Here is a 26430-nt window from a genome sequence, read left to right on the forward strand (position 1 = left end):
GTTCGCGGACTATCGAGTGAAATCCGTCGCGAAAGTCAAGGACGTCACGGGACCGTCCGATGCTAGGTACGTGACAAGGGCAGACACACTGCGGGGCCGAGTAGGCCACTGGCGAAAGAGCCGGCTGCTCGCGCTGGTCGCATTCGCGGTTGCAGCAGCCTTCCTGGGGGCCTGCGAGTCCACCAAGGCCGAGCTGGACGCCGTTCGAAACGAGGTCAACGCCTCACGGGCCGCCGCTGGACTCCCCCCGGTGGCCGAGAACATCGTGCTGGACATCAAGGCCGACAACTGGGCCCAGCAGATGCGCAACCAGTGCCGGATCTGGCACTCCCGCCTCGCCGACGGGGCTCCGCCACAATGGAGGAAGCTGGGAGAGAACGTCGGCATGGGCGGCAACATCTCCCAGATCCACAACGCCTACATGAACTCGCCGGGACACAGGGCCAATGTGCTCGACCCGGCGTTCACCGAGATGGGTACCGCAGCCGTATGGGGTGAGTGCAATGGCTACCGCACCCTGTTCACGGTGCACGTCTTCATGGCGACCTGACTTCCGGGCGCGCCAACCGCGCCGGGGCTCCTCGCGCGTCCGGGCACCGCTACGGTGCGGCGCGTGGACATCACCGAGTTCCAGGAACTGATGGAAACCCTCTACGGAGAGGGCGACCGCGAACGCGGCATACCCGCCACCGTCGCATGGCTGTGCGAGGAGATGGGCGAGCTGGCCCAGGCCGTGCGCAAGGGCACCCCTGACCAGCAGCTCCACGAGGTCGGTGACGTGTTCGCCTGGCTCGCTTCGCTGGCCAACCAGCTCGACCTGTCACTGACCGACGCCGCGCAGCGCTACGTGGACGACCCGCCGAGCTGACCCACCGCCACCCCGCGCCGGCTCAGCGGGCCAGCAGCTCGGCGATCTGGATCGCGTTGAGCGCTGCGCCCTTGCGCAGGTTGTCGTTGGTGACGAACAACACGAGGCCGTGCTCGACCGACTGGTCCTCGCGAATGCGCCCGACGTAGGAGGGGTCGGCCCCGGCCGCCTCGAGCGGCGTCGGCACGTCGGACAGCTGAACGCCGGGTGCGGCTGCGAGGACCTCGGTGGCGCGCTGCACCGACAGCTCACTGGCGAACTCGGCGTGGATTGCCAGCGAGTGCCCCGTGAACACGGGCACGCGCACACAGGTACCCGCCACGCGCAGGTCGGGCAGGTCGAGGATCTTGCGGCTCTCGTTGCGCAGCTTCTGCTCCTCATCGGTTTCGAGGGTGCCGTCGTCGACCAGGTTGCCTGCCAGAGGCAGCACATTGAACGCGATCGGCTTCGCGAAGGAGTCGGTGGGTGGAAACCCGAGCGCGGTGCCATCGTGGGTGAACTCGGCGGCCTTGTCGCCCACCGCCTCGACCTGGCCGGCCAGCTCCTCGACCCCGGATAGGCCTGCTCCCGAAACCGCTTGGTAGGTGGCCACCCGCAGTGCGATGAGCGGAGACTGCAGGGCCAGCGGCTTGAGCACGGGCATGGCGGCCATGGTCGTGCAGTTGGGGTTGGCGACGATGCCCTTGGGGATCGATTCGAGGGCCTCGGGGTTGACCTCGGACACCACCAGCGGCACCTCCGGGTCCATGCGCCAGGCCGAGGAGTTGTCGATCACCGTCGCACCCACCGCCGCGACCTTTGGCGCGTACTCGCGCGAGAACCCGCCACCCGCGGAGAACAGGGCCAGGTCCAGTCCGGAGAAGTCGGCGGCTGCCGAGTCCTCCACCTCCACGTCGGTGCCGTTCCACGGCAAGGTCGTGCCAGCCGAACGGGCCGACGCGAAGTACCGCACCGAGTCGGCCGGGAAGTCGCGTTCTGACAACAGCTTGCGCATCACGCCACCGACCTGGCCGGTGGCACCGAATACTCCTACGTTCATGCCCCCGAGGGTACCGGTGCTCCTGACGCCGGGCCCATCCAGTTCCCGGTTGGTACCGCTCCCGTCAGAAGGTGGTCTGGTCGAGTTCGTACGCGGCGTGCAGCACCTGCACGGCCCGATCCGCGTCGGACTGGGCAACCACGCAGCTGATACGGATGGCCGATGTGGAGATCATCTCGATGTTGACGCCGTTGTTGGCCATCTCCTCGAACATCGTGGCGGCGACGCCGGGGTTGGACTTCATGCCCGCACCCACCACCGAGACCTTGGCGATGTCGTCGTCGCTGGTCACACCGGCCGCGCCCATCTCGCTGCTCTCGGCCCCACAGATCTCCAGCGCCCGGTCGATCTGCTCGTGGGGCACCGTGAACGAGATGTCGGTCACGCCGCCCACCGACACGTTCTGCACGATCATGTCGACGTTGACATGCGCCTCGGCGAGGTGCCGGAAGAGGGAACCGGCGATTCCGGGACGGTCCGGCACGCCGGCAACGGTGACCTTCGACTCCGAGTCGTCGGACACGACCGCTCGGATCAGTGCGTCTTCCATGTCGGGATCCTCCTCTGTTACCCAGGTTCCTGGCTCCCAGGTGAACGCAGATCGCACATGCAGCGCGACGTTGTGGCGGTGGGCGTACTCGACCGAACGCATCGCGGGCTTCGGGCATCCCGCGGCGGTCATCTCGAGCATCTCGTCGAAGGAGATCGCGTGCATGCGGCGCGCCTCTGGCACGACCCGTGGGTCGGTGGTGAACACTCCCGACACGTCCGTGTAGAGCTCGCAGGCATCCGCACCGATCGCCTTGGCCAGCGCCACCGCCGTCGTGTCCGAACCACCCCGACCCAGGAACGTGACGTCGTTCTTGACCGACACGCCCTGCGCGCCCGCCACCACCGGCACGCACCCTGCATTCACCGCACCGAGGATACGGTCGGCGCGCACGTCCACGATACGGGCGTTGCGGTGGTTGATGTCGGTGACGAAGCCGGCCTGGCTACCGGTGTAGCTCTCGGACTGCACACCCAGCTCGTGCAGTGCCATCGAAACGAGCGCGATGGACTTGCGTTCACCGGCGGTGATCAGCATGTCCATCTCGCGGCCCGGAAGGTCCGAGGAGACCTCTCCGGCAAGACGGAGCAGCTCGTCGGTCTCCTTGCCCATGGCCGACACGACGAGCACGACCCTGTCGCCGCGGTCGCGGCAGCGCGCGACGTTGAGCGCAACCTCGCGGATGCGCTCCGGATCCGACACTGAAGTGCCACCGAACTTCTGGACGAGCAGCGCCACGGTCCCAAGCTACAAGTGAGTCGCCCGGACACCCGAACCGGTTCGGTCGCCACGACTCTGCCGGCACCTGGCTGGGTCGGTATCCTGCGCGGCCATGGGATCAAAGGTGCCGAGTCCTCTCCGCAGCCGACCGTTGCGCATCCGGGTGGCCATTGCCTTCATGACGGCCCCGGTGCTGCTCACCGCCGCGTGCGGTGACAGTTCGGACTCCACCGCGGATGCGGGCGACGCGGCGAACTCACCGGCGGAGACACCGTCTTCATCCTCGAAGACACCCTGCCCGCCGGTGGAGGGCTCAGGTGAGCGGCAAGAGGTGTTCGACGGACCGCCGGAGTTCTGCATCGACCCGCAGACCACGGCGTACACGGCCACGTTCGTCACCTCCGAGGGGAATTTCACCGCCGAGCTCGACGCAGTCGCGGCGCCGGAAACGGTCAACAACTTCGTCGTGCTGTCGCGCTACCACTACTACGACGGAACACCGATTCACCGTGTCGTGCCGGGCTTCGTCATCCAGGGTGGTGACGGCGACGGCGCTCCGTACGGCAGCAACGACCTCGGCTACGCGATCGACGACGAACTCCCGGAGTCGTCTGCTGCCTACACCGACTACTCGCTCGCGATGGCCAACGCCGGGCCCGACACCAACGGCAGCCAGTTCTTCGTCGTGCTGCCCGGTGGTGGCGGTGGCTTGCAGCCGCTCTACAGCTGGTTCGGGCAAGTGACCGAGGGCCAGTCGGTCGTGGACACAATCGCCGCGCTGGGCCAACCCGCCACAGACGGTCCGCCCACGAGCGATGTCACTGTGGAGACGGTGGAGATCACCGAGGCGCCACTCTGAGCCCGCTCAGAACCCCGCATCGGGATTGAGTGCTCTCGGCAGGGCAGACAGCTCCGCAGCCCGCCCACCAGTGAAGACATGAACACCGCCGCTGCCGGTGACACCCCACGTGCCGTCGGGTGCCCGAACCAGGGCCGTGGCCTCATCGATGCCGGCCACCACCAGATCGGGTGCGGCGAGGCTGATCGTGCGTTGGCGCTTGTCGGCAGACCACTTGTCGAAACGGGAGATGACGGTCATGGACGGTATGAGACCGAGCCCGACCGTGAAGGCGCCGCCGCGGTTGTCGACCATGTGGCTGCACAGCACCGAACAACTCTCCGCCGCGACGGCCACCGTCGCTCCGCCCTCCCAGGCCGAAACCAGCGCGGAGAGAAGAGGGGTTTCCTTGAGCACCGATCGCAGGTGCATCGGCGACCCGCCTGGGACGTACAGGGCCTTGGTCGACGAGGCTGTCTCCACCAGCGCGGAATCGAAGGCATCGGCTCGCGTCATGGCAGCCAACACACGCATCTGCACATCGAGCTCGCCCAGGTGTGCACCAGCGGCGGCGATCATGGAATCCGGGTCCTCGTAGGCCATGGCCGTGGGCAGCAGGTCGACCGTCGTGCCCGGGTCGAACAACTGATGGTGGTGGCCGTTCTCGGGGCCGAATTCGGCACCGCCTATCAGTGCAAGGGTTCCGCTCACGCCCCCATCCTGCCCTCTCGGGGCCATTGACAACGACAGCGGCTGCAGCAGGCCCGGCTGAACCTGGTTCGGTTCGCCTTGCATCCGTGAGGCTACCCGTCGGTAACATACGCACCATGACGATAGAACGTGTGGGAATTCTCGGTTCAGGGATCATGGGGTCAGGCATCGCAGAGGTGGCGGCGAAGGCCGGCATCGACGTAGTCCTGCGGTCCCGAAAGCAGGAAACGGCTGACGCGATGCGCGCCGGGCTGGAGAAGTCGCTGACCAAGCAGGTCGACCGCGGCAAGCTCGACAAGGTCGACGCAGACGCCGTGCTCGATCGGGTGTCGGCAACCGACCACCTCGGCGACCTGGTCGACTGCGACCTCGTAATCGAGTCGGTCGTGGAGGACCTCGATGTGAAGCTGCCGCTGTTCGCGGAACTCGACAGCATCTGCAAGCCCGACGCCGTGCTTGCCACCAACACCTCCACGCTCCCCGTGGTTGACATGGCCATGGCGACGCACCGCCCCGACAAGGTGTGCGGCGTGCACTTCTTCAACCCTGCTCCAGCCATGTCGCTGGTCGAGGTCGTGGAGCCGATCACGGCCTCGGAGGAGACGATAGCCAGGGCTGTGCGCTTCGCGGAGGCCTGCGGCAAGAACCCCGTGACCGTCAAGGACCGGGCGGGATTCATCGTCAACGCGCTCCTGTTCCCGTACCTGAACAACGCCGTACGCATGCTCGAGAACGGCACCGCGACGGCTGAGGACATCGACGAGGCCATGAAGGGCGGCTGCAACTTCCCCATGGGACCTCTGGCGCTGCTGGACCTGGTCGGCCTCGACACATCGCTGTCCATCCTCGATGCGCTCTACGAGGAGTTCCGCGACCCCAACTACTCCGCGGTTCCGGCCCTGAGGCGCATGGTCTCCGCGGGTCGCCTGGGCCGCAAGACCGGTTCGGGCTTCCACGACTACTCGCGCTGAGCCGGCCGGCACGGTCCACGCTCCGGCGCCCCTGACCCGAACAACTGAGGCCCTTCGCCTGACAGCGCCTGCGCGCTGGGGCATGCTCGGCACCCGTGGGTTCACAGCTACCGCCCAGCCGCTGGTCCTTTCCGTCTCCCGAGGACGCCGAGCCGGACGGCCCTGTCGCGCTCGGAGGTGATCTGGAGCCGTCCACCCTCGTGGAGGCTTACTCGCGTGGTCTGTTCCCGATGCCACTCGGCAGGCGTGGCGAGTTGGGGTGGTTCTCGCCCGACCCGCGCGGGATTCTGCCGGTCGACGGGATGCACGTGTCACGGACCCTTCGTCGCTCGGCAAGGCGGCTGGACACAACCGTGGACACCGCGTTCACCGATGTGATGCAGGCCTGTGGTGACCCGTCGAGGCCACACGGGTGGATAACCACGCAGTTCGTGGATGCGTACACGCGCCTGTTCGACCTCGGTTGGGCCCACAGTGTCGAGGTGTGGTCAGAAGGCGAGCTGGTCGGTGGCGTGTACGGGGTGGCCATAGGCGACTTCTTCGCCGGCGAGTCGATGTTCCACACCGCCACCGACGCGTCGAAGGTGGCCCTGTGGAGCCTGGTCAACCTGTTGGCCGGTTGTGGGCGGCCCCTTCTCGATGTGCAGTGGCTGACCCCGCACCTCGAGAGCCTCGGCGCGGTGGAGATTCCTCGCTCGGAGTACCTGCAGCGACTTCGGGAAGCGGCGGGCGGGTCCGGCTGCTGGTAGCGGCCCGGACCCTGCGCACCGCGACCAGGCAGTCGGATCAGACCCTCGGCCGTCGACATGGCAGGCTTGTGCGTGACCGACCACCCATTGGTCGCCGCAGAGAGGGGACTGGCCCATGAGCTTTCATCACGTGGCGCTCGCCACCAACGACCTGGCATCCACCCACGAGTTCTACACATCCGCGATGGGTTTCACGCTCGCGAAGATCGTGGTGAATCCGACCCCGGAGGGTGGCTGGGCCAAGCACGCGTTCTACGACACCGACGATGGCTTCGGCGCCGAAGGCGGCCTCATCGCGTTCTGGGAACTGCATGGCGACTACCCGGAGGTACACGGGGCCATGTCGGCTGCGGTGGGGCTCCCCGACTGGGTCAATCACCTGGCATTCACCGCTACCGACGAGGCGCACTTCGAGTCGGCCATCAAGCGCTGGATGGCCACGGGCCACGACGCCGTGGAGATCGACCACGGATTCTGTCGGTCCGTCTACACCAACGATCCCAACGGCACGCTGGTCGAATGGTGCCTCGACACCCGGGACCTCGACGAGTCGGACCGAGAGCGCGCCGAAGAGGCGCTGCTGGCGGCCGAACCCGATATGGACGGCCTACCCGAGGCTTTCATCGCCCACGAGTCCGACGCCGCCGCGACGGCCCGGCAAGGCTGACAGTTCCCGCTGGCGCGACCAGGGGGCGCATTCGGTCGGCGAGCCGGCGCCAATCTGTTGTGAAATCAAGGTTATTGCACGGTTTCGAACACCACACGGAGTGAGATAACTACGCACGGTGGGACTACCGGGACTTTTGCCGAATTTCCGCGACCGACCATTGACCTCGAGCGAATTTTCCTATTCAGTGCTCCGAGTAATCACAAGGCACCAGGGGATGCGTCGAACCGTTGGCACGGGTTGAATCCGCTCAGTATGCGGGAACTCGAAGTGTGGTCGCTCAATAGCCAACTGGGGAGCAAGTAGCGAAACCGACCCCCTGCGGTGGCGGGCAGGGCGAAGCCTTCCGCCGCAGCTGCCACCGGGATCCGTCCCGGTGACCTGGAGAGTTACGACGAGGGGACCCCCGAGGGTCCCCTCGTCGGCATTCTGCCCACCCTCGGTGAGGTACCCATCGCTCAATCGGTGGCCATGTTGGCGAAGAGCGTGCAGTAGTCGAGGAACACGAGACGACACACGCCCGATGGGCCCGCACGGTGCTTGGCGACTATCACCTCCGCCGTGTCCTTCTCGGCGCTGTCCGGGTTGTACTTCTCGTCGCGGTACAGGAACATCACCACGTCCGCGTCCTGCTCGATCGAGTTGTGAGCGACTACCCCGTTGGCCACGAAGTTGTGGGTACCAGACACAGTGGCGTCGTAGGTGGGCTTCTCACCGAGCGCCTCGACTTCGAGGACCTCGTCCCACAACACGTCGGAGTCGGCGAGCTCGGCCAGCTCCTTGCTGCCGAGTACGTCGGCGATCCGCGCCAGCCGCTCCCGACTCGACGCCCTCGGGCGCGATTCGGTGCCCAGGAGGTAGCCACCGCAGTACTGCTCGCCGAGGGCCCCGGCGAGGTCGCGCTGGGTCATCTCCGCTTCACGCAGCTTCTCGACCACGAGGTCGCGGACCTCACACGGAATGGTGTCGACGTTGGGATTGCCGTCCACAGTCGACAGCACCGCGATCGCTTCAGGAACCTGGGTCGCACGTTCACCGGAGAAGCCGATCCGCTCGAGCAGCAGGCGCTGCTGACGGGCACCATGCACCCACAGTCGCCAGCGTGGCCGGCTGGACCCGATGTCGTTCATCCGGGCCTGGATGCCGAAGCGCAACAGCAGTGTCTGGAGATCATCGGCGAGACGACGCGACCCGGTGGTGGCGGCGAGCCGCACATGTGGCCTGCCACGCAGTTCTGTGACCGACAGGTAGCCGATGCGGCCCAGCACTCCGTGCAGCACTGCTGCCAGCTGGTCCTCGGGCAAGCGGTGCACTGCGGCGGGCGCCGCTCCTTCGGCAACCATGTCGGCTGCGAGCTGTGGCAGGTCCTCGGGGGCAACGGGAACGATATGTTCGGGTGAGCCCAGGGTCCGCGGCACCGCTATGCGACTGCCCGGCTCCAGCTCATCGAGGCGTCGCCATCCCGACACCGTGCGAAACGGGTGGTTGGCGCTCGCCTCGACCCGCCGCCCGGAGGAGAGGTGCAGGCGGAACACCTCCTTGGTGCCACTCGGAAACGCATGGCTGAGTGTTGCCGGCACCATGCGCCAGTGCTCGTCAAGACTCCACACCGGCACGTCGTGGGCGCCCGATTCGACCAACTCACCGAAGGTGACCTCGGTGTTGTCGTCGGCCCGCCGCACGCGGGTGTCGGCGGTCAGGCATCCCGACTCTCGCAGGTCGGCCAGCATCGGTCGCTTGTCCGAGCGCTGCTCGAGCTGGCGCGAGAGCTGCGACAGCGCAAGCACCGGGGCATCGAGCTCGCGGGCCAGCACCTTGAGCCCCCGGCTGATCTCCGCCACCTCGACCTGGCGACTCTCGGCTGCTCCACGGCCCTGCATGAGCTGGAGGTAGTCCACCACCACGAGGCCCAGCTTCTGGCCCAGGCGGTCCTGCAGGCGCCGCGCCTTGGAGCGGATCTCCATCAAGCTCACGGCGGGGTTGTCGTCGATCCACATCGTGCCCTCGCCGAGCCGGCCGATCGCCTTGGTGATCTTGGACCAGTCGTTGGAGCGCAGCTGGCCACTTCGCATCTTCGAGGAATCCACCCTCGCCTCGGACGCGATCAGGCGCTGGGTGATCTCGAGGTGGCCCATCTCGAGCGAGAAGAACAACACGGGCAGCCGCTCGCGCACCGCTGCATGGGAGGCCAGCCCCAGCGCGAACGCCGTCTTGCCCATGCCCGGGCGGGCCCCCACCACGATCAGTGCACCTGGCTGCAGGCCGGCAAGCATCTTGTCGAGCTCGGTGTATCCGGTGGGGGTGCCGGTGACCGCCTCACCGCGCTCCTCGATCTCCTCGATGTTGGTGAGACCGGCCTCGAGCAACGGCGCGAGGTCCTTCATCGTGTCGGTGGTGCGTCGTTGCGCAATGGCGAAGATCGCGCTCTCCGCATCGTCCATCGTGCGGTCGATGTCGTCGCGCGGTGAGTAGCCGAGTTCGGCGATGTCGTTGGCTGCACCGATGAGCCGGCGCAGCAAGGCCTTCTCCTCCACGATGCGGGCGTAGTACTCGGCGTTGGTGATGGCCGGTGTGCGCGTCTGCAGCGTCACCAGAGCCGCGGTACCGCCGCAGGCCTCGAGCAACTCCACCCGATCGAGTTCCTCTGCGACCGTCACGGGATCGATCCCCTGGCCGGCCACGGCCAGGGCCTGCATGGTATCGAAGATGTGGCGGTGGGCGGGCTTGTAGAAGTCGTCGGCGCCCACGATCGGCGAGACCATCGAAACCGCGTGTTCGGACAGCAGCATTGCCCCCAGCAGCGACTCCTCGGCCTCGATCGAGTGTGGCGGCACCCTGGCGCTGATCACCTGCGGCGGCCGACCCTCGCTTCTTGTGTCTTCCCCTGCGCGGAGCGGCGCTCCGATGGCGTCATTCATTGCATTGATCCTCCAACGATCCGCCTGTGGGCATCCAGAGGATGTCCCTGCGAATTACCTGCGAATATCCTGTGCATCGATGGGTGGAGTCCTGTGGAGGACTGTGGACAGCCCAGGATCAACCGGGGCCTGGCTGTGGGGGAAGCGCGGGGAAGCAAGGGGGCGCCGACCGAAACCGGTGCCCCCTTGGCATCCGCGTGTTGTGCGCGACGCCCCCGGCCCTTGCGGCAACGGGGTGCGTCGGGCGGTCAGTCCGCCACCACCTGCAGGTGAATCGGGAACTCGACGTCGGAGTGCAGCCGGGTCATCACGTGGTACTGGCCGGCTTCCTTGATGTGATCCTCGAGGCGCAACGCCTTGCGGTCGATCTCGATACCGGTCTGCTCCATCACAGCGCCAACGATCTCGGCAGCGGTGACGGAGCCGAAGAGGCGGCCGCCCTCACCTGCGCGGGCCTGCACCAGGATCTCCTTGGAAACGATCACCTTGGCGATCTCCTCGGCTGCCTCGCGGGCGGCGGCATCGCGGGTATCGCGGGCCTTGCGCATGGACTGCGCCTGCTCCTCGGCACCGGAGGTGGCCGGAATGGCCAGTGAACGGGGCTCGAGAAAGTTGCGGGCGTAGCCCTTGGACACCTCGACGACATCGCCGCGGTTGCCCAGACCCTGTACGTCGTCACGCAGGACGACCTTGACGTTGCTCACTGTGCACCCTCCTCGCTCGCTGCGGGTGAGTCAGCGGCCGGCGCTGCTGCTGGCGCGTCACCGCGATCCTCATCGGCCGGCGCCTCCCTGCGCGGTCGACGATCGTCGTCGCGCGGTGGACGGTCATCGTCACGCGGTGGCCGGTCGCGACGCCCACGGCGGTCACCACGGCCTCCGCGCTGGGTGGTCACCCGGCTGGAGTAGGGCAACAGAGCCATCTCGCGGGCGTTCTTGATCGCGTTGGAGACCTCGCGCTGCTGTTGCTCACTGTTGCCGTTGACCCGTCGAGCGCGGATCTTTGCCCGGTCGGACATGAACCTGCGCAGCAGGTCGACGTCTTTCCAGTCGACGTAGTCGATCTGCTCGGAATCGAGGATCGATGTCTTCTTCTTGAACTTGCGGCCCTGGTCCTTGACCTTGGGGCCACGCTTCGTGGACTTGCCCATCAGAACGGCTCCTCGTCGCTGTTGTACTCACGCGCCGGCGGTGTGTTCTGTGCAGCGGAGTCATATCCCCCGTCGCCACCACGGCGCTCGTTCTTCGATATGGATGCGGTTGCCCAGCGGAGGCTCGGTCCGACCTCGTCGGCGACGACCTCGACCTTCGAGCGCTTCTCGCCCTCCTGGTTCTCCCAGGAACGCTGCTCGAGGCGGCCCACGACCATCACGCGGGTGCCGCGGTCGAGCGACTCGGCCACGTTTTCAGCCAGGTCGCGCCAGCACACCACGTCGAAGAAGGAGGTCTGCTCCTCCCACTCGTTGCTCTGCTGGTTTCGCCAGCGCCGGTTCACCGCCAGGCCGAAGTTGGCGACCGCTGCACCATTGGGGGTGAAACGGAGCTCGGGGGCCCGGGTCAGGTTGCCGACCAGTTCAACTGTGTTTCCTGCCATTGCAGTCCTCCTGTCAGCCGGCAGCCAGAAGGCCGCGGCGGTTGGCCTCGGCGTCCGGCAACCGGATCAGCTTGTGGCGGACGACATCGTCCGCGAGTCGGAGGAAGCGGTCGAGGTCGTCGAGATTGGTCGCCTCCGTGCTGATCTCGAACACGGTGTAGACACCCTCGGTCTTGTGGTTGATCTCGTAGGCGAACCTGCGACGACCCCACTTGTCGACGGTGGGTACAAGACCTCCGCCTGCCTCGACCATCTCGGTGACCTTCTCGATGACGGCGGTGTTGGCCGCATCATCGGCATCGGCGTCGACGATGACCATCAATTCATACGCGCGTGACGGCACGTTGTGACCTCCCTGTGGTCCTGGCTCTGTGGCCGTAGGGTCCTGTCGGATACAGGACAGGGGCTTGGTTGACCTCTCCACTGTAGGGCGTGGCGGGTCCGCGGTCACTTCCGCAGCTGGTTGGTTCCTCCATGCCGCACATGTTGGCAGCGGGGTGTGACAGCCAACCGCCGCACCACAGCGCGCTGCCGCCGCGTTCCAGCCGCTACTTGCTGCCGTAGAGGGAGAGCGCCTCGGCCTCGTCGGCATCGAGGTGGTATGTCTCCTCGGGGCCCGGGAAGGCTCCGTTGCGCACGTCGACTGCAAACGCCGTGATGGCGTCAACCGCATCGGTTCGCTGGTCGGCGTAGCGACGCACGAACTTGGCGGCCTTGCGGTCCTCGACGCCCAGCAGGTCGTGGTACACGAGTACCTGGCCGTCGCAGTCGGGGCCGGCGCCGATACCGACGGTGGGGATGTCCAGGGCGTCGGTCACCATCGATGCCACGGCATCCGGGACACCCTCGAGCACGATCGCGAAGCAGCCGGCGTGCTGAAGGGCCTTGGCATCCGCCACGAGGGCCAGTGCGGCCTGGGACTGCTTGGCCTGCACCCGGAAACCGCCCATGGCGTGCATCGACTGGGGGGTGAGCCCGAGATGGCCCATCACTGGGATCTCCGCATCCACCAGGGCCTCGATCATCGGCACCCGCTTGGCGCCACCCTCGAGCTTCACGCACTGGGCTCCGGCGCGGACCAGTTCGGCTGCATTGCGCACTGTGTCCTCAACACTCACGTGGTAGCTCATCCACGGCATGTCGCCCACGACGAGTGCGGCGGGCCTGGCACGTGCCACCGCAGCGGTGTGATGCGCCATGTCGGCCACGGTCACCGACAGCGTGTCGTCGTAGCCGAGCACAACCATCGCGAGCGAATCGCCCACGAGGATCATGTCGACCCCGGCAGCATCCGCGATGGCGGCGCCCGGAGCGTCGTACGCGGTGACCATCACCAATGGATCGGAGCCGTTGGTGACCTTGCGGGCCGAAACGGCGGGAACAGTGGTCTTTGCGGATGGAGCCATGGCTCGCCTCCTCGTGTGGTCCAGCGCCCCTTGGCTGCCGGCCTTGGTACAAGGTTAGGTCACCCGGCTGTCCGGACCAAGCGCCGCGGCCCCCGGCGACTTCACGCCACGGGTAGGTTGCACCCATGCCGATCTGTGAGAGCTGCGGGCGCGAGGAGCGCGAAGTCACCAAGGTGCAGCGCGTCTACCTGGTCGCCGATGACAGCGCCGAAGCCGACGCCAGCCCCGCCGGGATCGAAGCCGGCGCGAGCCCCACCGCCGGCGACATCGAGATGTGGTGTGCCTCGTGCTGCGCAACCTTCCCGCACTCGGTCATCGACGCCGAATAGCAGCCACCCTCGGCTGGACCCGCTGACGGCCGAACAACCGGGCCGGGCGGATGGACCGCCTGACTGACCGCCTACGGGGGTGCGGGAGCCGGAGCAGCCGTGGTCGTGGGCGCTGCTGTCGTGGTGGTCGTGGGCGCGGCCGTGGTTGTGGTTTCGGGTGCGGCCGTCGTGGTCGTGGCCTCGGGATCGACCGTGGTGGTTGTCTCGTCCGCGGGCACCGTGCTGCTGGTCGACGGCGTCGTCGTCGTCTGGCTGGCCGGCACCCTGTTGCTGTTGAGCACCTTGTCGCCTGAGTCGACCCCGTCGAAGTCGCAGGAATCCTCGTCGGCCACGGCCTTGCGCATGAACCGACTCCAAGTGCGCGCAGGCAGGCCGCCGCCGGTGAGGTTCGGGCCGGCGTAGGTGGCCGGATCCTCCTGGCCGAACCACACCGCAGCGGTCATGTCACAGGTGTAGCCGGCGAACCAAGCGTCGCGGTTGTTCTGGGTGGTGCCGGTCTTGCCCACCGCCGGCGCCCCGATCGGCGCCTGCCTCGAGCCCGTTCCCTTGGTGATCACCCCGCGCAGCGTCGCGCTGACCGTGTCGGCCACGTCCTCGCTGATCACCTGCTCGGAGGTGATGTCCGTCGAGGCGTCGAACAACACGTTGCCCTCGGCGTCCTCGACCCGTCGGATCACGTAGGGGTCGGTGCGCCTGCCGTGGGCCGCGAGCGTCGAGTAGCCGGCCGCCATGTCCAGCACCGACACCTCACCCGATCCCAGCACGAGCGAGTAGTTGGGCTCGAGCGGGCTGCGCACCCCCAGGCGCTGTGCCATGTCCACGAGCTGTTCCGGGCCGATCGTGTCGACGATCCCCGCATACACGGTGTTGGTCGACTTCCACGTCGCTTCCTCGACCGTCACCACTGCACCACCAGCACCGCCCGAGGGCTTCCACAGCTCGCCCTGGCTCGCGTAGACCCCAGGGAAGCTGGTCGTCTGGGGCGCCGAGAAACGCGACTTCGTTGAGTAGCCATCCTCCACGAACGCTGTGAGGGCGAAGGTCTTGAAGGTCGAACCGGCCTGGCGGCCCGAGCCACCACCCTCGAGGCCCAGCGCCAGGTTGACCTGGCTCGCATTGAAGTCCGTGCCGCCCACCATTGCGCGCACCCTGCCGATGTCGTCCACCGCCACGAGGGAACCGAGCAGACCGTCGACGTCCTCGACCGTCTCCTGGACCGCCTCCTGGGCGTAGCCCTGCATCTCCGGGTCGAAGGTCGTGTACACCCGCAGGCCCTGGGTCTCCGCACCGCTGCCGTAGGTCTCGCGCACCTGGCTGCGCACGTACTCGAGCCAGTACTCCGAACCGAGCTCCTCGTACCTGACATCGTTGAAGTCGGCCTGCTTCTCCTCGCGGGGGCGGATCGTCTGGACCTGTGCGGAACCATCGGGGGCAACAGATCCGCTCACCCACGGCACGCCAGCCGCAGCATCGGCTTCGGCCTGGGTGATGTAGCCCTCCTCGACCATCGCGTCGAGGGTCGTCTGGCGGCGCCGCGACGCTTCCTCGGGGTCCCTGCTGGCGTCAGCGCTCTCGGGCGAGCGGATGAGGCCCGCCAGGTATGCGGCCTGGTACAGCTGCAGGTCCTGAACTCCGATCCCGAAGTACTCGCGCGAGGCAGCCTCGACGCCATAGGCCCCACGGCCGAAGTACACCTGGTTGAGGTAGCGGTTGAGGATCTCGCGCTTGTCGAGCTGTTGTTCGAGCTTCACCGCGAGCACCGCTTCACGCAGCTTGCGGTCGAGCGTGCGTTCCGGGCTCAGGTACACGGTCTTGACGTACTGCTGGGTGATCGTGGACCCGCCCTGCTGGGACTGGCTTTCGCCGAGCACATCACGCACGACCGCACGCGTGATGCCGATCGGGTCGATCCCACCGTGGTCGAAGAAGTTGCGGTCCTCGGTCGACAGCACCGCCTGCACCAGCACAGGCGGCAGGTCGTCATAGGAGACGAGGACCCGTTCCTCCGCCGCGGTGAGCGACGCCATCGCGCTGTCGAATCCGCACTCACCGGGCCCGACGTTGATGTCACACACGAACGTGGTCTCGATGGGCTGCTGTTCGGCGGGCAGCTCGATGGTGTTGAGCACCAGCCACGCACCACCGACAGCCACGACCGCGAGCACCGCGAACGCATAGAAGACGCGGCGAAGGCTCCAGAGGATCCTGCGCTTGGGCCGCGTCGGGGTGGTGGGTTCGTCAGCCATGGGGGTCGGGGCACGCAAAGCGGCCTGCAAAGAGTTTGGTCGGTGCGGGCAGCCTGCGGGTAGCTGTGCCGTAGCCGGTTCTCAGGATTGGGGCGCGTGCTGTCGCCGACGACTCAGCGTCGACGCAGGGCCTCTGAGAGCGGAACGACCTCGATCAGGTGGTTCCAGCGGCATTCGAGGCACACCTCGACGGTGTAGGTGCGGGCCTGGGGGCGGCTGCCATAGCGTTCCACGAGCTTCCTCAGCGAGGCCCGGTCCTCGACGATCCTCCCGCCTGCGGGCAGGCGGGGGGCGAACACGTACTGGACCAGCCGCAGGCTCGAATCACCACAGACCGGGCACGGCGCGGTGGCCTTCCGCGAGCAGTTCTCACCGACTCGAAGCAGCTCGGGCTGGGCATCGCAGACCTCGTTGCGGGCCACCTCGCCGGAACGCACCCGCCTGAGCAACTGCCGGCGCGCGAGCCGGTAATCAATGCTGCCGGGGACAGCGCCTTCGCGTCCCTCGGTGTCCGGCTGAAGGTACGGCACGGCCCGAAAGGGTACCGCCAGATCGACCCCTCGGTGCCGCCAGATGGTGCATGCCCGACCGTCGTGGGCCACCGGCGGGGTCCGCGAACCCCTCGGGGTGGTCCGCGAGACTGCGGGCATGGCCGGATCCCGAACCACTCCCCGGCGGCACCCCTCGGCGGGCAACCTGTCCTCCCGCCCCACCCTCGTTGGCGACGAAGGCAGTCCCGGTCCGCTGGTTCCCGCGAGCTTCCCCCATGGCGACGAGGGTGCGGCGCCGGCCGTGCGCCTCGGCCCGGACCTCGACAACGAGACACTCGCCAAGCTGCTCGGCCCGCTGGAAGGTGCGCGGGTGCTCGACCTCGGCTGTGGATCGGGGTCGGCTTCGGTTGCCATGGCGCGTGCGGGCGCACGGGTGATCGCCGTGGACTCATCCACCGCCCGGTTGACGAGGGCCCGCACCGCAGCCGAAGTCGCCGAGGTGCGTGTGGAGTTCCACCACAGCGACCTCGCAGACCTCGCGTTCGTCCGCGCCGACAGCATCGACGCCGTGCTGGCCGTCTACTCGCTCGCCCAGGTCCAGGACCTGTCCAGGGTGTTCCGCCAGTTGCACCGCGTGCTCTCCCCCGACGCACCTGTGGTCCTGTCGGTTCCGCACCCGATGTCGTTGATGCTCGAGTGGGACCCCGAGGAGCAGTCGAGCCCGTGGCTCGCGCGCACCGCCTGGAGCGACGCCGCGCTGGCATGGCGCGTCGGTGGTGACGAAGGGGCCACCCACGTGCACCAGGTCTCCGAGCTGTTCACCTCGCTGCAACGCAGCAACTTCGCTGTCGACACGCTCATGGAGCCGGTCCCGGAGACCGACGCGGTCGGCTCCCCGCACCGCGGCCCGCTCGATGACTGGGTGCCGTCGACGCTGGTGATGCGCGCCCGCAAGCAGGGAATCTGACGGGGGCGCCGCAGGGCTCAGTCGGCCGGACGCACGACCACGACCGGGCACGCGGAGTGGTTGACCACATAGGTGGTCACCGAGCCGAGCAACAGGCCCATGAAGCCACCGTGGCCCCGTGATCCGACGACCAGCATCTCGGCGGTCTCGGACAACTCGATGAGACGCTCGCCCGCGTGTCCGTCGAGCGCGGCGGTGTCAACCTCCACGCCTTCGAGACCACCCTCATCGCGCACGGTCGCGACGGCCGCGCCGAGGGTCTGGCTGGCGGCCGCGTCAAGGTCGGCCGGGTCCGGAACCGCCAGTTCGTAGCCAGTGCTCATGATCGGGGTCGTGTAGGTGCCCACCGCGTGCAGCCGGCAACCACGCAACCGCGCTTCGTCGGCAGCCCACCGGAGGGCATCGAGGGAGTTCTCGGACCCATCCACGCCCACGACGATGCCGTCGAAACCCTCACTCGGTGCCGCTCTGGAGCCTGCTTCGTTCATGAGCGAACAACCTACCCGTCGGACGCGCCGTCGGCCCGGGCAGCCCACCATGCGTCGAGTTCCTCGATTGCCCGCTCGGTTCCAAGGGGACCGTGTTCGAGTCGCAGCTCGAGCAGGTGTGCCAGGGCTTCGCCCACCACGGGCCCACCGGGTATCCCCAGGTGCTCCATCACATCCACTCCGTCGATGTCGGGGCGGATCGCAGCCAGCTCCTCTTTCTGGCGGAGTTCGTCGATGCGCTCCTCCAGCTCGTCGATGCGTGCTTCGAGCGCCTCGGCCTTGCGCTTGTTGCGGGTGGTGCAGTCCGACCTGGTCAGTGCCAGCAGCTCGTCGAGCAGGTCGCCTGCGTCGCGCACGAACCGACGGACCGCCGAGTCCGACCAACCCAGCTGGTAGGTGTGCATGCGCAGGTGGAGGTACACGAGTTTGGTGACATCGTCGGTGAGCTCGTTGCTGAACCGCAGCGCCTTCATACGCTTGCGGGTCATGCGCGCACCCACCACCTCGTGATGGTGAAACGACACGCCGTTGTCGCCGATCGCCCGTGTGGCTGGCTTGCCCACGTCGTGGAAGAGCGCCGCCAGGCGAACCTCGCGCTGCGGGGGAGACTTGGCGACCACGGCAATGGTGTGGGTGAGCACGTCCTTGTGGCGGTGGATCGGGTCCTGCTCGACGCGCATGGCGGGCAGCTCGGGCAGCACCACGTCCGCGAGGGCCGTGTCGCTGAGGAACCAGAGCCCGGCGGACGGATCCGGCACGACGACGAGCTTGCACAGCTCGTCACGCACCCGCTCCGCGGACACTATGCCGAGGCGATCGGCGCCCCTCTTGACAGCCTCGACCAGTTCGGGCCCCGAGCGGAGGTCGAATCGGGCCACGAACCTCGCAGCACGCATCATCCGCAACGGGTCGTCACTGAAGGAGACGTCGGGATCGAGCGGTGTCCGCAACCGCTTGGCCAGCAGGTCTTCGAGACCATCGAAGGGGTCGATGAGCGACGGCTCCGAGCCGGTCACCTCGAGTGCCATCGCGTTGATGGTGAAGTCCCGGCGCTCGAGGTCGGTGCGAAGGTCGGTGCCGTGAAACGCAACCTCGGGCTTGCGGCTGTCGGAGCGGTAGACCTCTTCGCGGTGGGTCGTGACCTCGAAATCCTCACCACCGATCGATGCTCCGATGGTCCCGAAACGTTCCCCCTGGGACCAGACCGCGTCGGCGAGTGGTGCAACCAGTTCCTTGATGCGCTCGGGGGTGGCATCGGTCGTGAGGTCGATGTCGTCATGGCGCGGGCCGTCCTCACCGGGTGGCAACAGGAGATCCCGGACCACGCCGCCGACGAGGTAGAGCCTGTGGCCGCCCTGTTCGAACCGCTCGGCAAGCGGCCTGACGCGCTCGAGCAGGGGGCGTGCGCGTTCGGGGATCACGCGGGCGATCGTACCGGCAAGTGAGGATGGCCACGAAGGCGTTGCGGGGCCACCTCAGTGTGTGGGGCCACCTCAGTGTTGCGGGGCCACCTCAGTGCAGTGCCCGGCGCCGTGCCTCCATGGCACTGTCGACGAACTGGTCACCCGGGCCTCCCGAGGTGGGCGACTCGGGATGCAGCTTCATCCCCGCCATCGCCGCCACGGTGGCAGCTGCGCTGTCTGCGATTGCGCGCAGGTCATAGCCACCCTCCAGCAACGCAGCCGCCCGCCCCCGGTCGACCAGGGAAAACAGGTCCGAGCACAGGTCTGCGTAGTCACCCGAGGTGAGCCCGAGGTCGCAGAGCGGATCCGCCCGATGGGCGTCATAGCCTGCGGACAGAAGCATCCAGTCCGCGCCGAACTCCTCCACCGCCGGCGCCACCAGCTCCTCGACGCTTCGGCGGTACACGTCTCCTGTTGCCCCTGCCGGTACGGGCACGTTGAGCGTGGAGCCGGCACCCGGTCCGCCACCGGTCTCATCCGCGTGGCCGCTGTAGGGATAGTGCGGACTCTGGTGCCAGGAGACATACAACACGTCGGGATCGTCCCAGAAGATGTCCTGGGTGCCGTTGCCGTGGTGTGCATCGATGTCCACCACGACCACCCGGCTACCCGCATCGCGCAACGCCGCTGCGGCCACGGCGATGTGGTTGTAGAGGCAGAACCCCATCGCACGATCAGCGGTCGCATGGTGACCAGGGGGTCGGACTGCCACGAACGCCGCGGACGCAGTGCCGTTGCCCAGCTCCTCGACCGCAGACAGGAGGGTGCCCGACCCGAGGCGTGCGAGCCGGGCGGACGACTCACCCACGTGCGTATCGGAGTCGAGGTAGCCGCCACCCAGCTCACAGAACCGGTCGACCCTCGCCACGTGGGTCTCCGAGTGCACTGCGGTGAGCTCCGAATCCGTGGCAGGCCTGCCCGAGATCGGCAGCAGTGCATCGCTGAGGCCGTGCAGCTCGATGCCCCGCGAAACCGCGCTGATCCGCTCCGGTCGTTCGGGATGTCCGGGGCCGCTGTCATGGTCCTCGAAGACCGCGTCACTGCAGAAGAGCACGTTCACTGTTCCCCACGCTACGTGTGACCGCAGCGCAGCGCCGCACACGGCATGCAGATACCCCGCTGCGGTATCCGCCGTCGCGGTGCAGGACGGTATCCTCGGCAATGGGCCGTGCGATCCGGCCGCCAGGAGGCTGCACACCCAATGTTGACGCGCGAGACCATCACGGTGGGCAGCCAGCGGTTCCGGGTCGGCCCATGGCAGGCGGACAGCGGCGTGGCGCACCTCTCGCTTCCACCACGGGCAACGCGGCCGACCACGCAAGACCTGCGCGCCGCGCTCGAGGCGGTCACCGCAAGGGGTTACACGTCGGTCCTGACATCTGCGCTCGAAGAGACCGAAACTGCCCCATTCACGCTGCTGGGCTTCAGTGAACACGACCGGCTCAACGTGCTCGTGCACCGACTCGCCAACGTCGAGCAGATCGGGCCCACCCCACGTCGCGTGAGGCTCCGCCGGGGTCGACGAGGCGACCGTTCGGACGCGCTGGCGGTCGACGCAGCCGCCTTCCCCGACTTCTGGCGACTGGATGCCGAAGGCCTGGCTGACGCAGAAGCGGCTACCCCCACGAGCAGGTTCCGTGTGGCCATCGCCGACGGCCGGGTCGTCGGCTACGCCATCACGGGCCGCGGGGGCGACTCGGGCTTCCTGCAGCGCCTGGCGACCGACCCGGCTGTGCAACGCCTCGGCATCGGGTCCGCATTGGTCGGCGACGCCCTGCGGTGGAGCATCAAGCGGCGCTGCCGCCAGGTGTACGTCAACACTCAGGTGGGCAACGCGGCAGCCCTGTCGCTCTACCGGCGGCTCGGGTTCGAGTCAACGGGGAACGACCTCGTCGTTCTCTCGTGGACCCCGGAGTGAGCCGCATCCGTCCGCGGCGCCGCACCCTGCCGGGGGCTGTGCTGGCGCTGGCGGCGGTGCTCATGGTCGCAGTCGGCGCACCGGCTGGCGCCGCCGCAGGGTCGGCGGTCCACTCCACCGAACGACAGGGTGAGGCCGACGACGCCGAGCAGCTCGCCACCGTCGAGGCGGCCAGTGCCTGGGTCGAGCCCGATGGCACATTCTCGGTCACCCTCGCTGCATCGAACGCCGCGCCACCCGGGAGCACACTCACCTGGACCGTCGGCCAACGGATATCACCGGGCAGCGACGGCCTGAGGGCCGCCACCGAGGACGTGATCGCCGGCAACGGGATCCGTCGCACGCTGCAGGCACCGCGCAGCATCGCCTTCGACGAGTTGGCCCCGGCCGATCCACCCGCCGGGTCCACAGCCGGCAACTGGCGTGTACTCGACGTGCCGATCCGTTCGGGACCCGGTGATTCCGAGAGCCTGTTCGTGCCCAACGCCGGCATCCACCCCGTGCGCCTGGAACTCGCCGACCCCGCGGGCGAACAGTGGTGGGAAACGACCGTGTTCCTCAACCGGCTGCCCGAGGAACTACCCACCACACCCGAGGGCACCGCCGCGACAACGGCTGTGCAGCTCCTGGCGAGCCTCGACAGTGGCCCCACGCTCTCACCCGATGGCACGGCATCGGTGCCCACTGACGAACAGCCCACGCTCAGTTCGATCCAGTCGTTGCTCACCGAGTCGCTGGACCTACCGCTCACCGTGGCACTTCGACCCAACACGATGCTCGGGTTGCAGCGCAGTGCCAGCCCGGCCGACCAGGCATTCGTGGCCTCGGTCGCCGAGTCCGCATGGAACGTCGTGCCGCAGACCTACGTCCGGGTCGATGCCGCTGCGCTCGGGCAGGCGCCCGATGACGAATTCACACGCCAGGTCGAGGTCGGCGCCGCCATCAATGGCGCGTTCACCGGCCGCGACCCGGTTCCGCTGTGGATGCTGGATGACACTCTCGACGAGGAGGCCGCACGGATACTCAGCCTCTTCGGTGTGTCGCACCTGATGGTGTCAGAGGACAGGTTGGTCCTTGTCGGGGACGACGCTGACGACTCGCGTGATCTCGACGACTCGATCATGCGGAATCGCTCGGTCGCCCTCGAAGGCTTCGACTCCGTTGCCGTGTCGACCTATGACGCGGAACTGACGCGCCTGATGGTGGAGCCGGGAACCGAGGCCGCCCTGGCTGCACACCGCGTGGTCACCGCCCTGATGAGCGAGTGGTTCGCAGCTGCGTCCGAGGCTGCCGAGGGCGAGTTCCCGCCGCTTTCCGCAGCGGTGTTGCTGACTCCCGGCGTGTCCGCCGAGACCGTCGCCGCACTGACCGCGCCGCTGCTCGGCGACGGACCACTACGAGTCGGTGCTCCTCCCCCGCCCGAGACGGGTGACGACGCTCCCCTGGCCCGACTCGGCCCGCTCGACCCACCCGACTTCGGTGCCATGGTCCGTCGCACGACGCAGGTGGGAGCCCACATCCAGGGATGGCGGTCGATGGCGGGCAGCACAGACCCGACCGCCGGCGAACTCGACCTGATCAACGACCAGACGGTGGAGATCTCACTCGACCAGGCCGCACGTACCGCCCTGTGGAACGGTGTGCTGGTCCGTGTCGACGCAAAGGTCGCCCAGATATCGGTGCCGCCACCGCGCACGATCGTGCTCACGTCACGCACCGGGTCGATCCCGCTGCGGTTCGGCAACGCAACGGGCCAGGCGGTGCGCCTGCTCATGCGCACGCGTTCGCCCCGCCTCGACTTCCCCGACGGGCCAGTCCGCGAGATCGTGCTGGTGCCCGGCGAGAACCGGGTGGACATCCCGGTGGAGGTCCAGGCTCCGGGCTCGTCGGTACTGCGAATAGAGCTGAGTTCGCCCGACACTGCCATCACGCTGCCCGACACATCGGTGACGGTGCGCTCATCGTCGATCTCCGGAGTCGGAGCCGCACTCTCGGGCCTGTCGATCCTCGTACTGGCCGTGTGGTGGATCCGCACCCACAGGTCCCGGCGCAACGGCGGGTCGGACCCGGGCGGCGAGAACCCAACGCAGGACACAGCAGACGCACCCGACGGCGGCGCAGGCGCAGCCGATGACACAGCTAGCGTGTCGCCACGACACGAGGGCGATCAATCGGAGCAGGAGTGACCGACGAGCCGACCAACCAGGGCGTGGCCGAGGGCATCACGTTGGTCGGTGCGGGAACAGTCATTGCCGGGCGCTACCACCTCGAGTCGCTTCTCGGCTCCGGTGGGATGGCCCAGGTGTGGGAGGCCAGCGACCAGACCCTCGGGAGGCGGGTGGCGGTCAAGGTGCTGCACCCGCACCTGGCCGGCGACGACACCTTCGTGCGCCGGTTCCGCCAGGAGGCCATAGCCGCGGCACGCCTCACGCATCCCGGAATCGTCGGGGTGTACGACACCTGCTCCGACGGCACCTACAAAGCAATCGTGATGGAGCTGCTGGACGCCCGCACTCTGCGCGAGGTCCTCGACGAGCGGGGCACACTCGACGCCGAGAGTGTCCGCCGCATCGGACTCCGTCTGCTCGACGCCCTCGAAGCAGCCCACCAGGCCGGTCTGGTGCACCGCGACATCAAGCCCTCCAACATCCTGCTGTGCACCGACGGACGGGTGAAGATCGCCGACTTCGGGATCGCCAAGGCTGAGGACCACACCGAGCTCACGCGTGACGGCTCGTTGATGGGAACCGCTTCCTACCTCGCGCCCGAACAGCTGGAAGGCGAGAGCGTGGACGGCCGCAGCGATCTCTATGCGCTCGGCATCGTGCTCTATGAATGCCTGGTGGGTCGCATCCCCTTCCAGGGTGACTCGGGCGCAGCAGTGGCACTGGCCCGGCTCCACACCGACCCTGTCGACCCGCGGCGCTACCGCGCGGATGTGCCCGCTGCGTTGGCCGCCACGATCATGTCGGCGCTCGAGCGGGTACCTGCTGACCGCTTCGCAGACGCGGCCGAGTTCCGCGCCGACCTGCTGTTCCTCACCGACGAGACCCACCCCCAGCCAGTGCCCGCGCCGGCGTCGAGCGCACCGGAGGCACCGGCTGCACCGGCACAGCCACAGGGGTTCGGGCGCTCCGAACGCCGCTGGCTTCTTCCAGCGCTCGGCGTCGCCCTGGTCGGCACTGCACTGGTGGTTGCAGGGCTCCTGCTCAGTCAGGGCACGCAGAGCCGCGTGACTCCACCTTCGACTCTGCCGCCGGAACTCGCAGGTGCAGCATTCAGCGAGGTGAGCACCTTCGACCCGTCGGGCACGGGTCAACCCGGTGAGAACGACAGCCTGGCGCCACTGATCATCGACGGGGATCCCGCGACGCTCTGGCGCACCGAGCAGTACGAGCGCTCCGACTTCTTCGACGGCAAGGACGGCGTGGGTTTGATCCTCGAGTTGGCTACGACGTCGACCCTGGACCGCCTCGACATCGCCGGGTCGACCAATGGCTGGTCCGGTGAGGTCCACTTGTTGCGCGACGACGAAGGACCCGATCCCGACTCGCCCCCATCGGCGACGCTCACCGACGTGCGGGCTCCCCTCTCGGTGGCGCTCGGCGGAGAGCGGGCCGACTCCGTGCTGATCTGGATCACGGACCTGGGTGACGGCGACGGGAGCCATCGCGTCGAGATCAGCGAGGTCAGCGCCACGGGAACTGCCGTCGGATGAATGCCGGCCGCCGACGCCTGCTCCCGTGACAGACCCACATGTTCTCAGCGCCGCCCGCGCCGGTGATCGCGATGCCGTCGCCCAGGTGCTGTCCGAGCACCTTCCTGCGATGCATGCCGTGTGCCGACGGCTGTGCCGGGATCGTGGTGATGCGCAGGACGCCGCCCAGGAGGCCGCAATCGCTGTGGTCAGGGGGCTCGCGCGATTCGATGGCCGCAGCAGCTTGTCGACCTGGATCTACCGCGTCACCACCAATGCATGCATGGACGAGTTGCGACGGCGCAGGCGGCGACCTGACCCGGCCGACGAGGCCGTCCGCGCGGACCCTGCTCCGCTGTGGTCAGCCGGCGCCACGACCGACCCCGGCGACGACGCGGTGCGGGGGGAGCTCCGAGACCACCTGCTCGAGAGGCTCAGCCAGCTGGGCGAGGACTACCGCGTCGCTGTGGTGCTGCGTGATGTCGCCGACCTCGACTACTCCGCCATCGCCGAGATCACCGGCGTGCCCATCGGCACTGTGCGTTCACGTATCGCCCGCGGACGGGCGCGGCTGGCCGATGCGCTCGGCGGGGTGGATCCATCGGCCATGGGAACCGAAACAGATCCTGCTGCGTCTGAAGGGGTGGAGGACCGATGAACGACGACAAGCAGTTCGAGCCGCAGGCCGATCCCACCGACTGGTCGGCCTCTGACGCGCTCGACCAGTCGCTCACCGGCGTCACCCCCGACGAGCTCACAGAGAAGGCACGCGTGCGCTTCGAACTGATGGCTGCCAGCCGTGACCTGTTGGCGGACCGCTCCGATGAGCCGGCCGCCGGCGAACTCGATGCCCTCGTCGCACAAGCGGTGGGCACGACGCACCCGCGCGCACAAGGCGGCCCGGCGGACCAACCTGCGCGGCTCGCACGCGTGCCCGGCTTGCGCCGTGACGGCGGAAGCCGCAACCGGATCCTTGCAGTGGCGGCAGCAGTGCTGGTCGTCGTGGTGGGGGTGGCGACCCTCGCAGTCATGTCCGCCAGGTCCGACCTGGGCAGCGACTTCGAATCCGCAGGCCAGGTCATCGATGAGGGCGCACCGCGTGCGGGCGGCGATGCGCAGGATGCAGCCGGCTCGTCCGCGGATGCAACGTCAGGAGCGCCGGCGGCGAACAGTGCGGAAGGACTGCAGGAATCCACTGCGGAATCGGTCGGCAACGACATTGACGACGTGCCCACCAGAGCGCCCGTTGATGTGTTCGCGGGGCTGAAGCTCACCATCACAGTGCGCATCCGCTGAGCCAAGGTCGCGGCGGGCACGCCAGCAACTATGGTTTGCCCCCATGGCATTCAGCGATCCCCCCACCGAGGGCACGGCGTCCACGGAGTCGCCGACCGGTGAGGCCCCTGCCGAGCCCGCCTGGACGGACCAGGTCACCGACCTGGTCGTCGACACCGTGGGAAAGGTTCGCTCCAGGACCACCGGGCCGGTGCTCAACGTGGCGCACGCCTCGGTGTACGGGATCGTGGCGGCGATCATCGTCATCCCGATCGTGATCGCCTTCTTTGCCGGGCTCATCAAGGGGCTCAACTGGCTGATCCCCGGCGACATCTGGATCGTCTACACGATCATCGCCGCGATGATGTGGCTGCTCGGGTGGGCTCTGTGGCTGCAACGCGACCGCTCTGGCAACGACGCCGGTTGAGGGTCCACCCGCGCGGCGTGGGTCCCGATGGGAATACCACGTGTCCGCAGCGAGTTCGATGAACAAACCCCCGGGGGTATACCGGGGCGACCGCTGGAG

Annotated in this window: 28 protein-coding genes and 1 riboswitch; of the genes, 14 read left to right on the forward strand and 14 right to left on the reverse strand. The window is 67.8% G+C overall.

Going from position 1 to position 26430, the window contains the following annotated elements; all coding sequences use genetic code 11:
* Positions 1-70 precede the first annotated feature (70 nt).
* A complete protein-coding gene (locus GY812_06110) occupies positions 71-550 on the forward strand; it encodes a hypothetical protein (GenBank protein ID MCP4435063.1) in 480 nt (159 codons plus the stop codon).
* A 63-nt stretch (positions 551-613) separates the two neighbouring features.
* The gene (locus GY812_06115; GenBank protein MCP4435064.1) at positions 614-868 is read left to right on the forward strand and encodes a pyrophosphohydrolase; all 255 of its coding nucleotides are present in this window, start codon (positions 614-616) and stop codon (positions 866-868) included.
* Between the two features lie 22 nt (positions 869-890).
* Here the strand turns inward: GY812_06115 and GY812_06120 are convergent, their stop codons facing one another.
* Positions 891-1907, reverse strand: a complete 1017-nt coding sequence (locus tag GY812_06120) for an aspartate-semialdehyde dehydrogenase (protein MCP4435065.1) — start codon at positions 1905-1907, stop codon at positions 891-893.
* Between the two features lie 64 nt (positions 1908-1971).
* Entirely contained in the window at positions 1972-3195 is a 1224-nt protein-coding gene (locus GY812_06125; GenBank protein MCP4435066.1) for an aspartate kinase, read from the reverse strand.
* A gap of 160 nt (positions 3196-3355) precedes the next feature.
* Here GY812_06125 and GY812_06130 point away from each other — a divergent pair, with 160 nt between their 5' ends.
* Entirely contained in the window at positions 3356-4036 is a 681-nt protein-coding gene (locus tag GY812_06130; protein ID MCP4435067.1) for a peptidylprolyl isomerase, read from the forward strand.
* A gap of 6 nt (positions 4037-4042) precedes the next feature.
* Here GY812_06130 and GY812_06135 read toward each other — a convergent pair whose 3' ends face one another.
* Positions 4043-4726, reverse strand: coding sequence for a type 1 glutamine amidotransferase-like domain-containing protein (locus tag GY812_06135; protein ID MCP4435068.1), 684 nt, complete (start codon positions 4724-4726; stop codon positions 4043-4045).
* 116 nt (positions 4727-4842) lie between these two features.
* Between GY812_06135 and GY812_06140 the strand changes: the two genes are divergently transcribed.
* The 3 genes from GY812_06140 to GY812_06150 all read left to right on the forward strand — a co-directional run bounded on the left by GY812_06140 (position 4843) and on the right by GY812_06150 (position 7113).
* Positions 4843-5697 (forward strand): NAD(P)-binding domain-containing protein, encoded by an 855-nt coding sequence (locus tag GY812_06140; protein ID MCP4435069.1) that lies wholly within the window; start codon positions 4843-4845, stop codon positions 5695-5697.
* Positions 5698-5792: 95 nt separating this feature from the next.
* Positions 5793-6446 carry a leucyl/phenylalanyl-tRNA--protein transferase gene (locus GY812_06145; GenBank protein MCP4435070.1) on the forward strand — a complete coding sequence of 218 codons (654 nt, stop codon included), beginning with the start codon at positions 5793-5795 and terminating at the stop codon, positions 6444-6446.
* A 115-nt stretch (positions 6447-6561) separates the two neighbouring features.
* Positions 6562-7113, forward strand: coding sequence for a VOC family protein (locus GY812_06150; GenBank protein ID MCP4435071.1), 552 nt, complete (start codon positions 6562-6564; stop codon positions 7111-7113).
* 206 nt (positions 7114-7319) lie between these two features.
* Positions 7320-7439, forward strand: a riboswitch (cyclic di-GMP riboswitch).
* Positions 7440-7571: 132 nt separating this feature from the next.
* Here GY812_06150 and dnaB read toward each other — a convergent pair.
* The 6 genes from dnaB to panB all read right to left on the reverse strand — a co-directional run bounded on the left by dnaB (position 7572) and on the right by panB (position 13030).
* Positions 7572-10031 (reverse strand): replicative DNA helicase, encoded by a 2460-nt coding sequence (gene dnaB, locus GY812_06155; GenBank protein ID MCP4435072.1) that lies wholly within the window; start codon positions 10029-10031, stop codon positions 7572-7574.
* 248 nt (positions 10032-10279) lie between these two features.
* Positions 10280-10735 carry a 50S ribosomal protein L9 gene (gene rplI / locus GY812_06160; GenBank protein MCP4435073.1) on the reverse strand — a complete coding sequence of 152 codons (456 nt, stop codon included), beginning with the start codon at positions 10733-10735 and terminating at the stop codon, positions 10280-10282.
* Positions 10732-11181, reverse strand: a complete 450-nt coding sequence (rpsR, locus tag GY812_06165; GenBank protein MCP4435074.1) for a 30S ribosomal protein S18 — start codon at positions 11179-11181, stop codon at positions 10732-10734. Before rpsR ends, rplI begins: the two co-directional genes overlap by 4 nt.
* Positions 11181-11624, reverse strand: coding sequence for a single-stranded DNA-binding protein (ssb, locus tag GY812_06170; protein ID MCP4435075.1), 444 nt, complete (start codon positions 11622-11624; stop codon positions 11181-11183). Before ssb ends, rpsR begins: the two co-directional genes overlap by 1 nt.
* A gap of 13 nt (positions 11625-11637) precedes the next feature.
* The gene (gene rpsF / locus GY812_06175; GenBank protein ID MCP4435076.1) at positions 11638-11943 is read right to left on the reverse strand and encodes a 30S ribosomal protein S6; all 306 of its coding nucleotides are present in this window, start codon (positions 11941-11943) and stop codon (positions 11638-11640) included.
* Between the two features lie 229 nt (positions 11944-12172).
* Complete coding sequence (gene panB / locus GY812_06180) at positions 12173-13030, reverse strand: 3-methyl-2-oxobutanoate hydroxymethyltransferase (protein MCP4435077.1); 858 nt, start codon at positions 13028-13030, stop codon at positions 12173-12175.
* A gap of 125 nt (positions 13031-13155) precedes the next feature.
* Here panB and GY812_06185 point away from each other — a divergent pair, with 125 nt between their 5' ends.
* Positions 13156-13359, forward strand: coding sequence for a hypothetical protein (locus GY812_06185; GenBank protein MCP4435078.1), 204 nt, complete (start codon positions 13156-13158; stop codon positions 13357-13359).
* 71 nt (positions 13360-13430) lie between these two features.
* Here the strand turns inward: GY812_06185 and GY812_06190 are convergent, their stop codons facing one another.
* Positions 13431-15605, reverse strand: coding sequence for a hypothetical protein (locus GY812_06190; protein ID MCP4435079.1), 2175 nt, complete (start codon positions 15603-15605; stop codon positions 13431-13433).
* A gap of 113 nt (positions 15606-15718) precedes the next feature.
* Positions 15719-16135 carry a DUF5318 domain-containing protein gene (locus GY812_06195; GenBank protein MCP4435080.1) on the reverse strand — a complete coding sequence of 139 codons (417 nt, stop codon included), beginning with the start codon at positions 16133-16135 and terminating at the stop codon, positions 15719-15721.
* A gap of 118 nt (positions 16136-16253) precedes the next feature.
* Here GY812_06195 and GY812_06200 point away from each other — a divergent pair, with 118 nt between their 5' ends.
* Positions 16254-17063 carry a methyltransferase domain-containing protein gene (locus tag GY812_06200; protein ID MCP4435081.1) on the forward strand — a complete coding sequence of 270 codons (810 nt, stop codon included), beginning with the start codon at positions 16254-16256 and terminating at the stop codon, positions 17061-17063.
* 17 nt (positions 17064-17080) lie between these two features.
* On the opposite strand, the gene GY812_06205 is transcribed toward GY812_06200, so the two are convergent.
* The 3 genes from GY812_06205 to GY812_06215 form a co-directional block, all read right to left on the reverse strand.
* Positions 17081-17551 carry a universal stress protein gene (locus tag GY812_06205; GenBank protein ID MCP4435082.1) on the reverse strand — a complete coding sequence of 157 codons (471 nt, stop codon included), beginning with the start codon at positions 17549-17551 and terminating at the stop codon, positions 17081-17083.
* Positions 17552-17562: 11 nt separating this feature from the next.
* A complete protein-coding gene (locus GY812_06210; protein ID MCP4435083.1) occupies positions 17563-18972 on the reverse strand; it encodes a CCA tRNA nucleotidyltransferase in 1410 nt (469 codons plus the stop codon).
* Between the two features lie 91 nt (positions 18973-19063).
* Positions 19064-20074, reverse strand: coding sequence for a histone deacetylase (locus GY812_06215; protein ID MCP4435084.1), 1011 nt, complete (start codon positions 20072-20074; stop codon positions 19064-19066).
* 141 nt (positions 20075-20215) lie between these two features.
* Between GY812_06215 and GY812_06220 the strand changes: the two genes are divergently transcribed.
* Genes GY812_06220 through GY812_06245 form a run of 6 tightly spaced genes read left to right on the forward strand, consistent with a single transcriptional unit; the run spans position 20216 to position 26331 of the window.
* Positions 20216-20932 (forward strand): GNAT family N-acetyltransferase, encoded by a 717-nt coding sequence (locus tag GY812_06220; GenBank protein MCP4435085.1) that lies wholly within the window; start codon positions 20216-20218, stop codon positions 20930-20932.
* Entirely contained in the window at positions 20929-23118 is a 2190-nt protein-coding gene (locus tag GY812_06225) for a hypothetical protein (GenBank protein ID MCP4435086.1), read from the forward strand. Before GY812_06220 ends, GY812_06225 begins: the two co-directional genes overlap by 4 nt.
* A complete protein-coding gene (locus GY812_06230; GenBank protein ID MCP4435087.1) occupies positions 23115-24650 on the forward strand; it encodes a serine/threonine protein kinase in 1536 nt (511 codons plus the stop codon). Before GY812_06225 ends, GY812_06230 begins: the two co-directional genes overlap by 4 nt.
* A 25-nt stretch (positions 24651-24675) precedes the next feature.
* On the forward strand, positions 24676-25287 hold the full coding sequence (locus GY812_06235) for a sigma-70 family RNA polymerase sigma factor (GenBank protein ID MCP4435088.1): 612 nt from the start codon (positions 24676-24678) through the stop codon (positions 25285-25287).
* A complete protein-coding gene (locus tag GY812_06240; protein ID MCP4435089.1) occupies positions 25284-25925 on the forward strand; it encodes a hypothetical protein in 642 nt (213 codons plus the stop codon). The genes GY812_06235 and GY812_06240 overlap by 4 nt, the downstream gene beginning before the upstream one ends.
* 43 nt (positions 25926-25968) lie before the next feature.
* The gene (locus tag GY812_06245) at positions 25969-26331 is read left to right on the forward strand and encodes a hypothetical protein (protein ID MCP4435090.1); all 363 of its coding nucleotides are present in this window, start codon (positions 25969-25971) and stop codon (positions 26329-26331) included.
* Positions 26332-26430: the final 99 nt, after the last annotated feature.

Source organism: Actinomycetes bacterium, assembly GCA_024222295.1.
Taxonomy (GTDB): domain Bacteria; phylum Actinomycetota; class Acidimicrobiia; order Acidimicrobiales; family Microtrichaceae; genus JAAEPF01.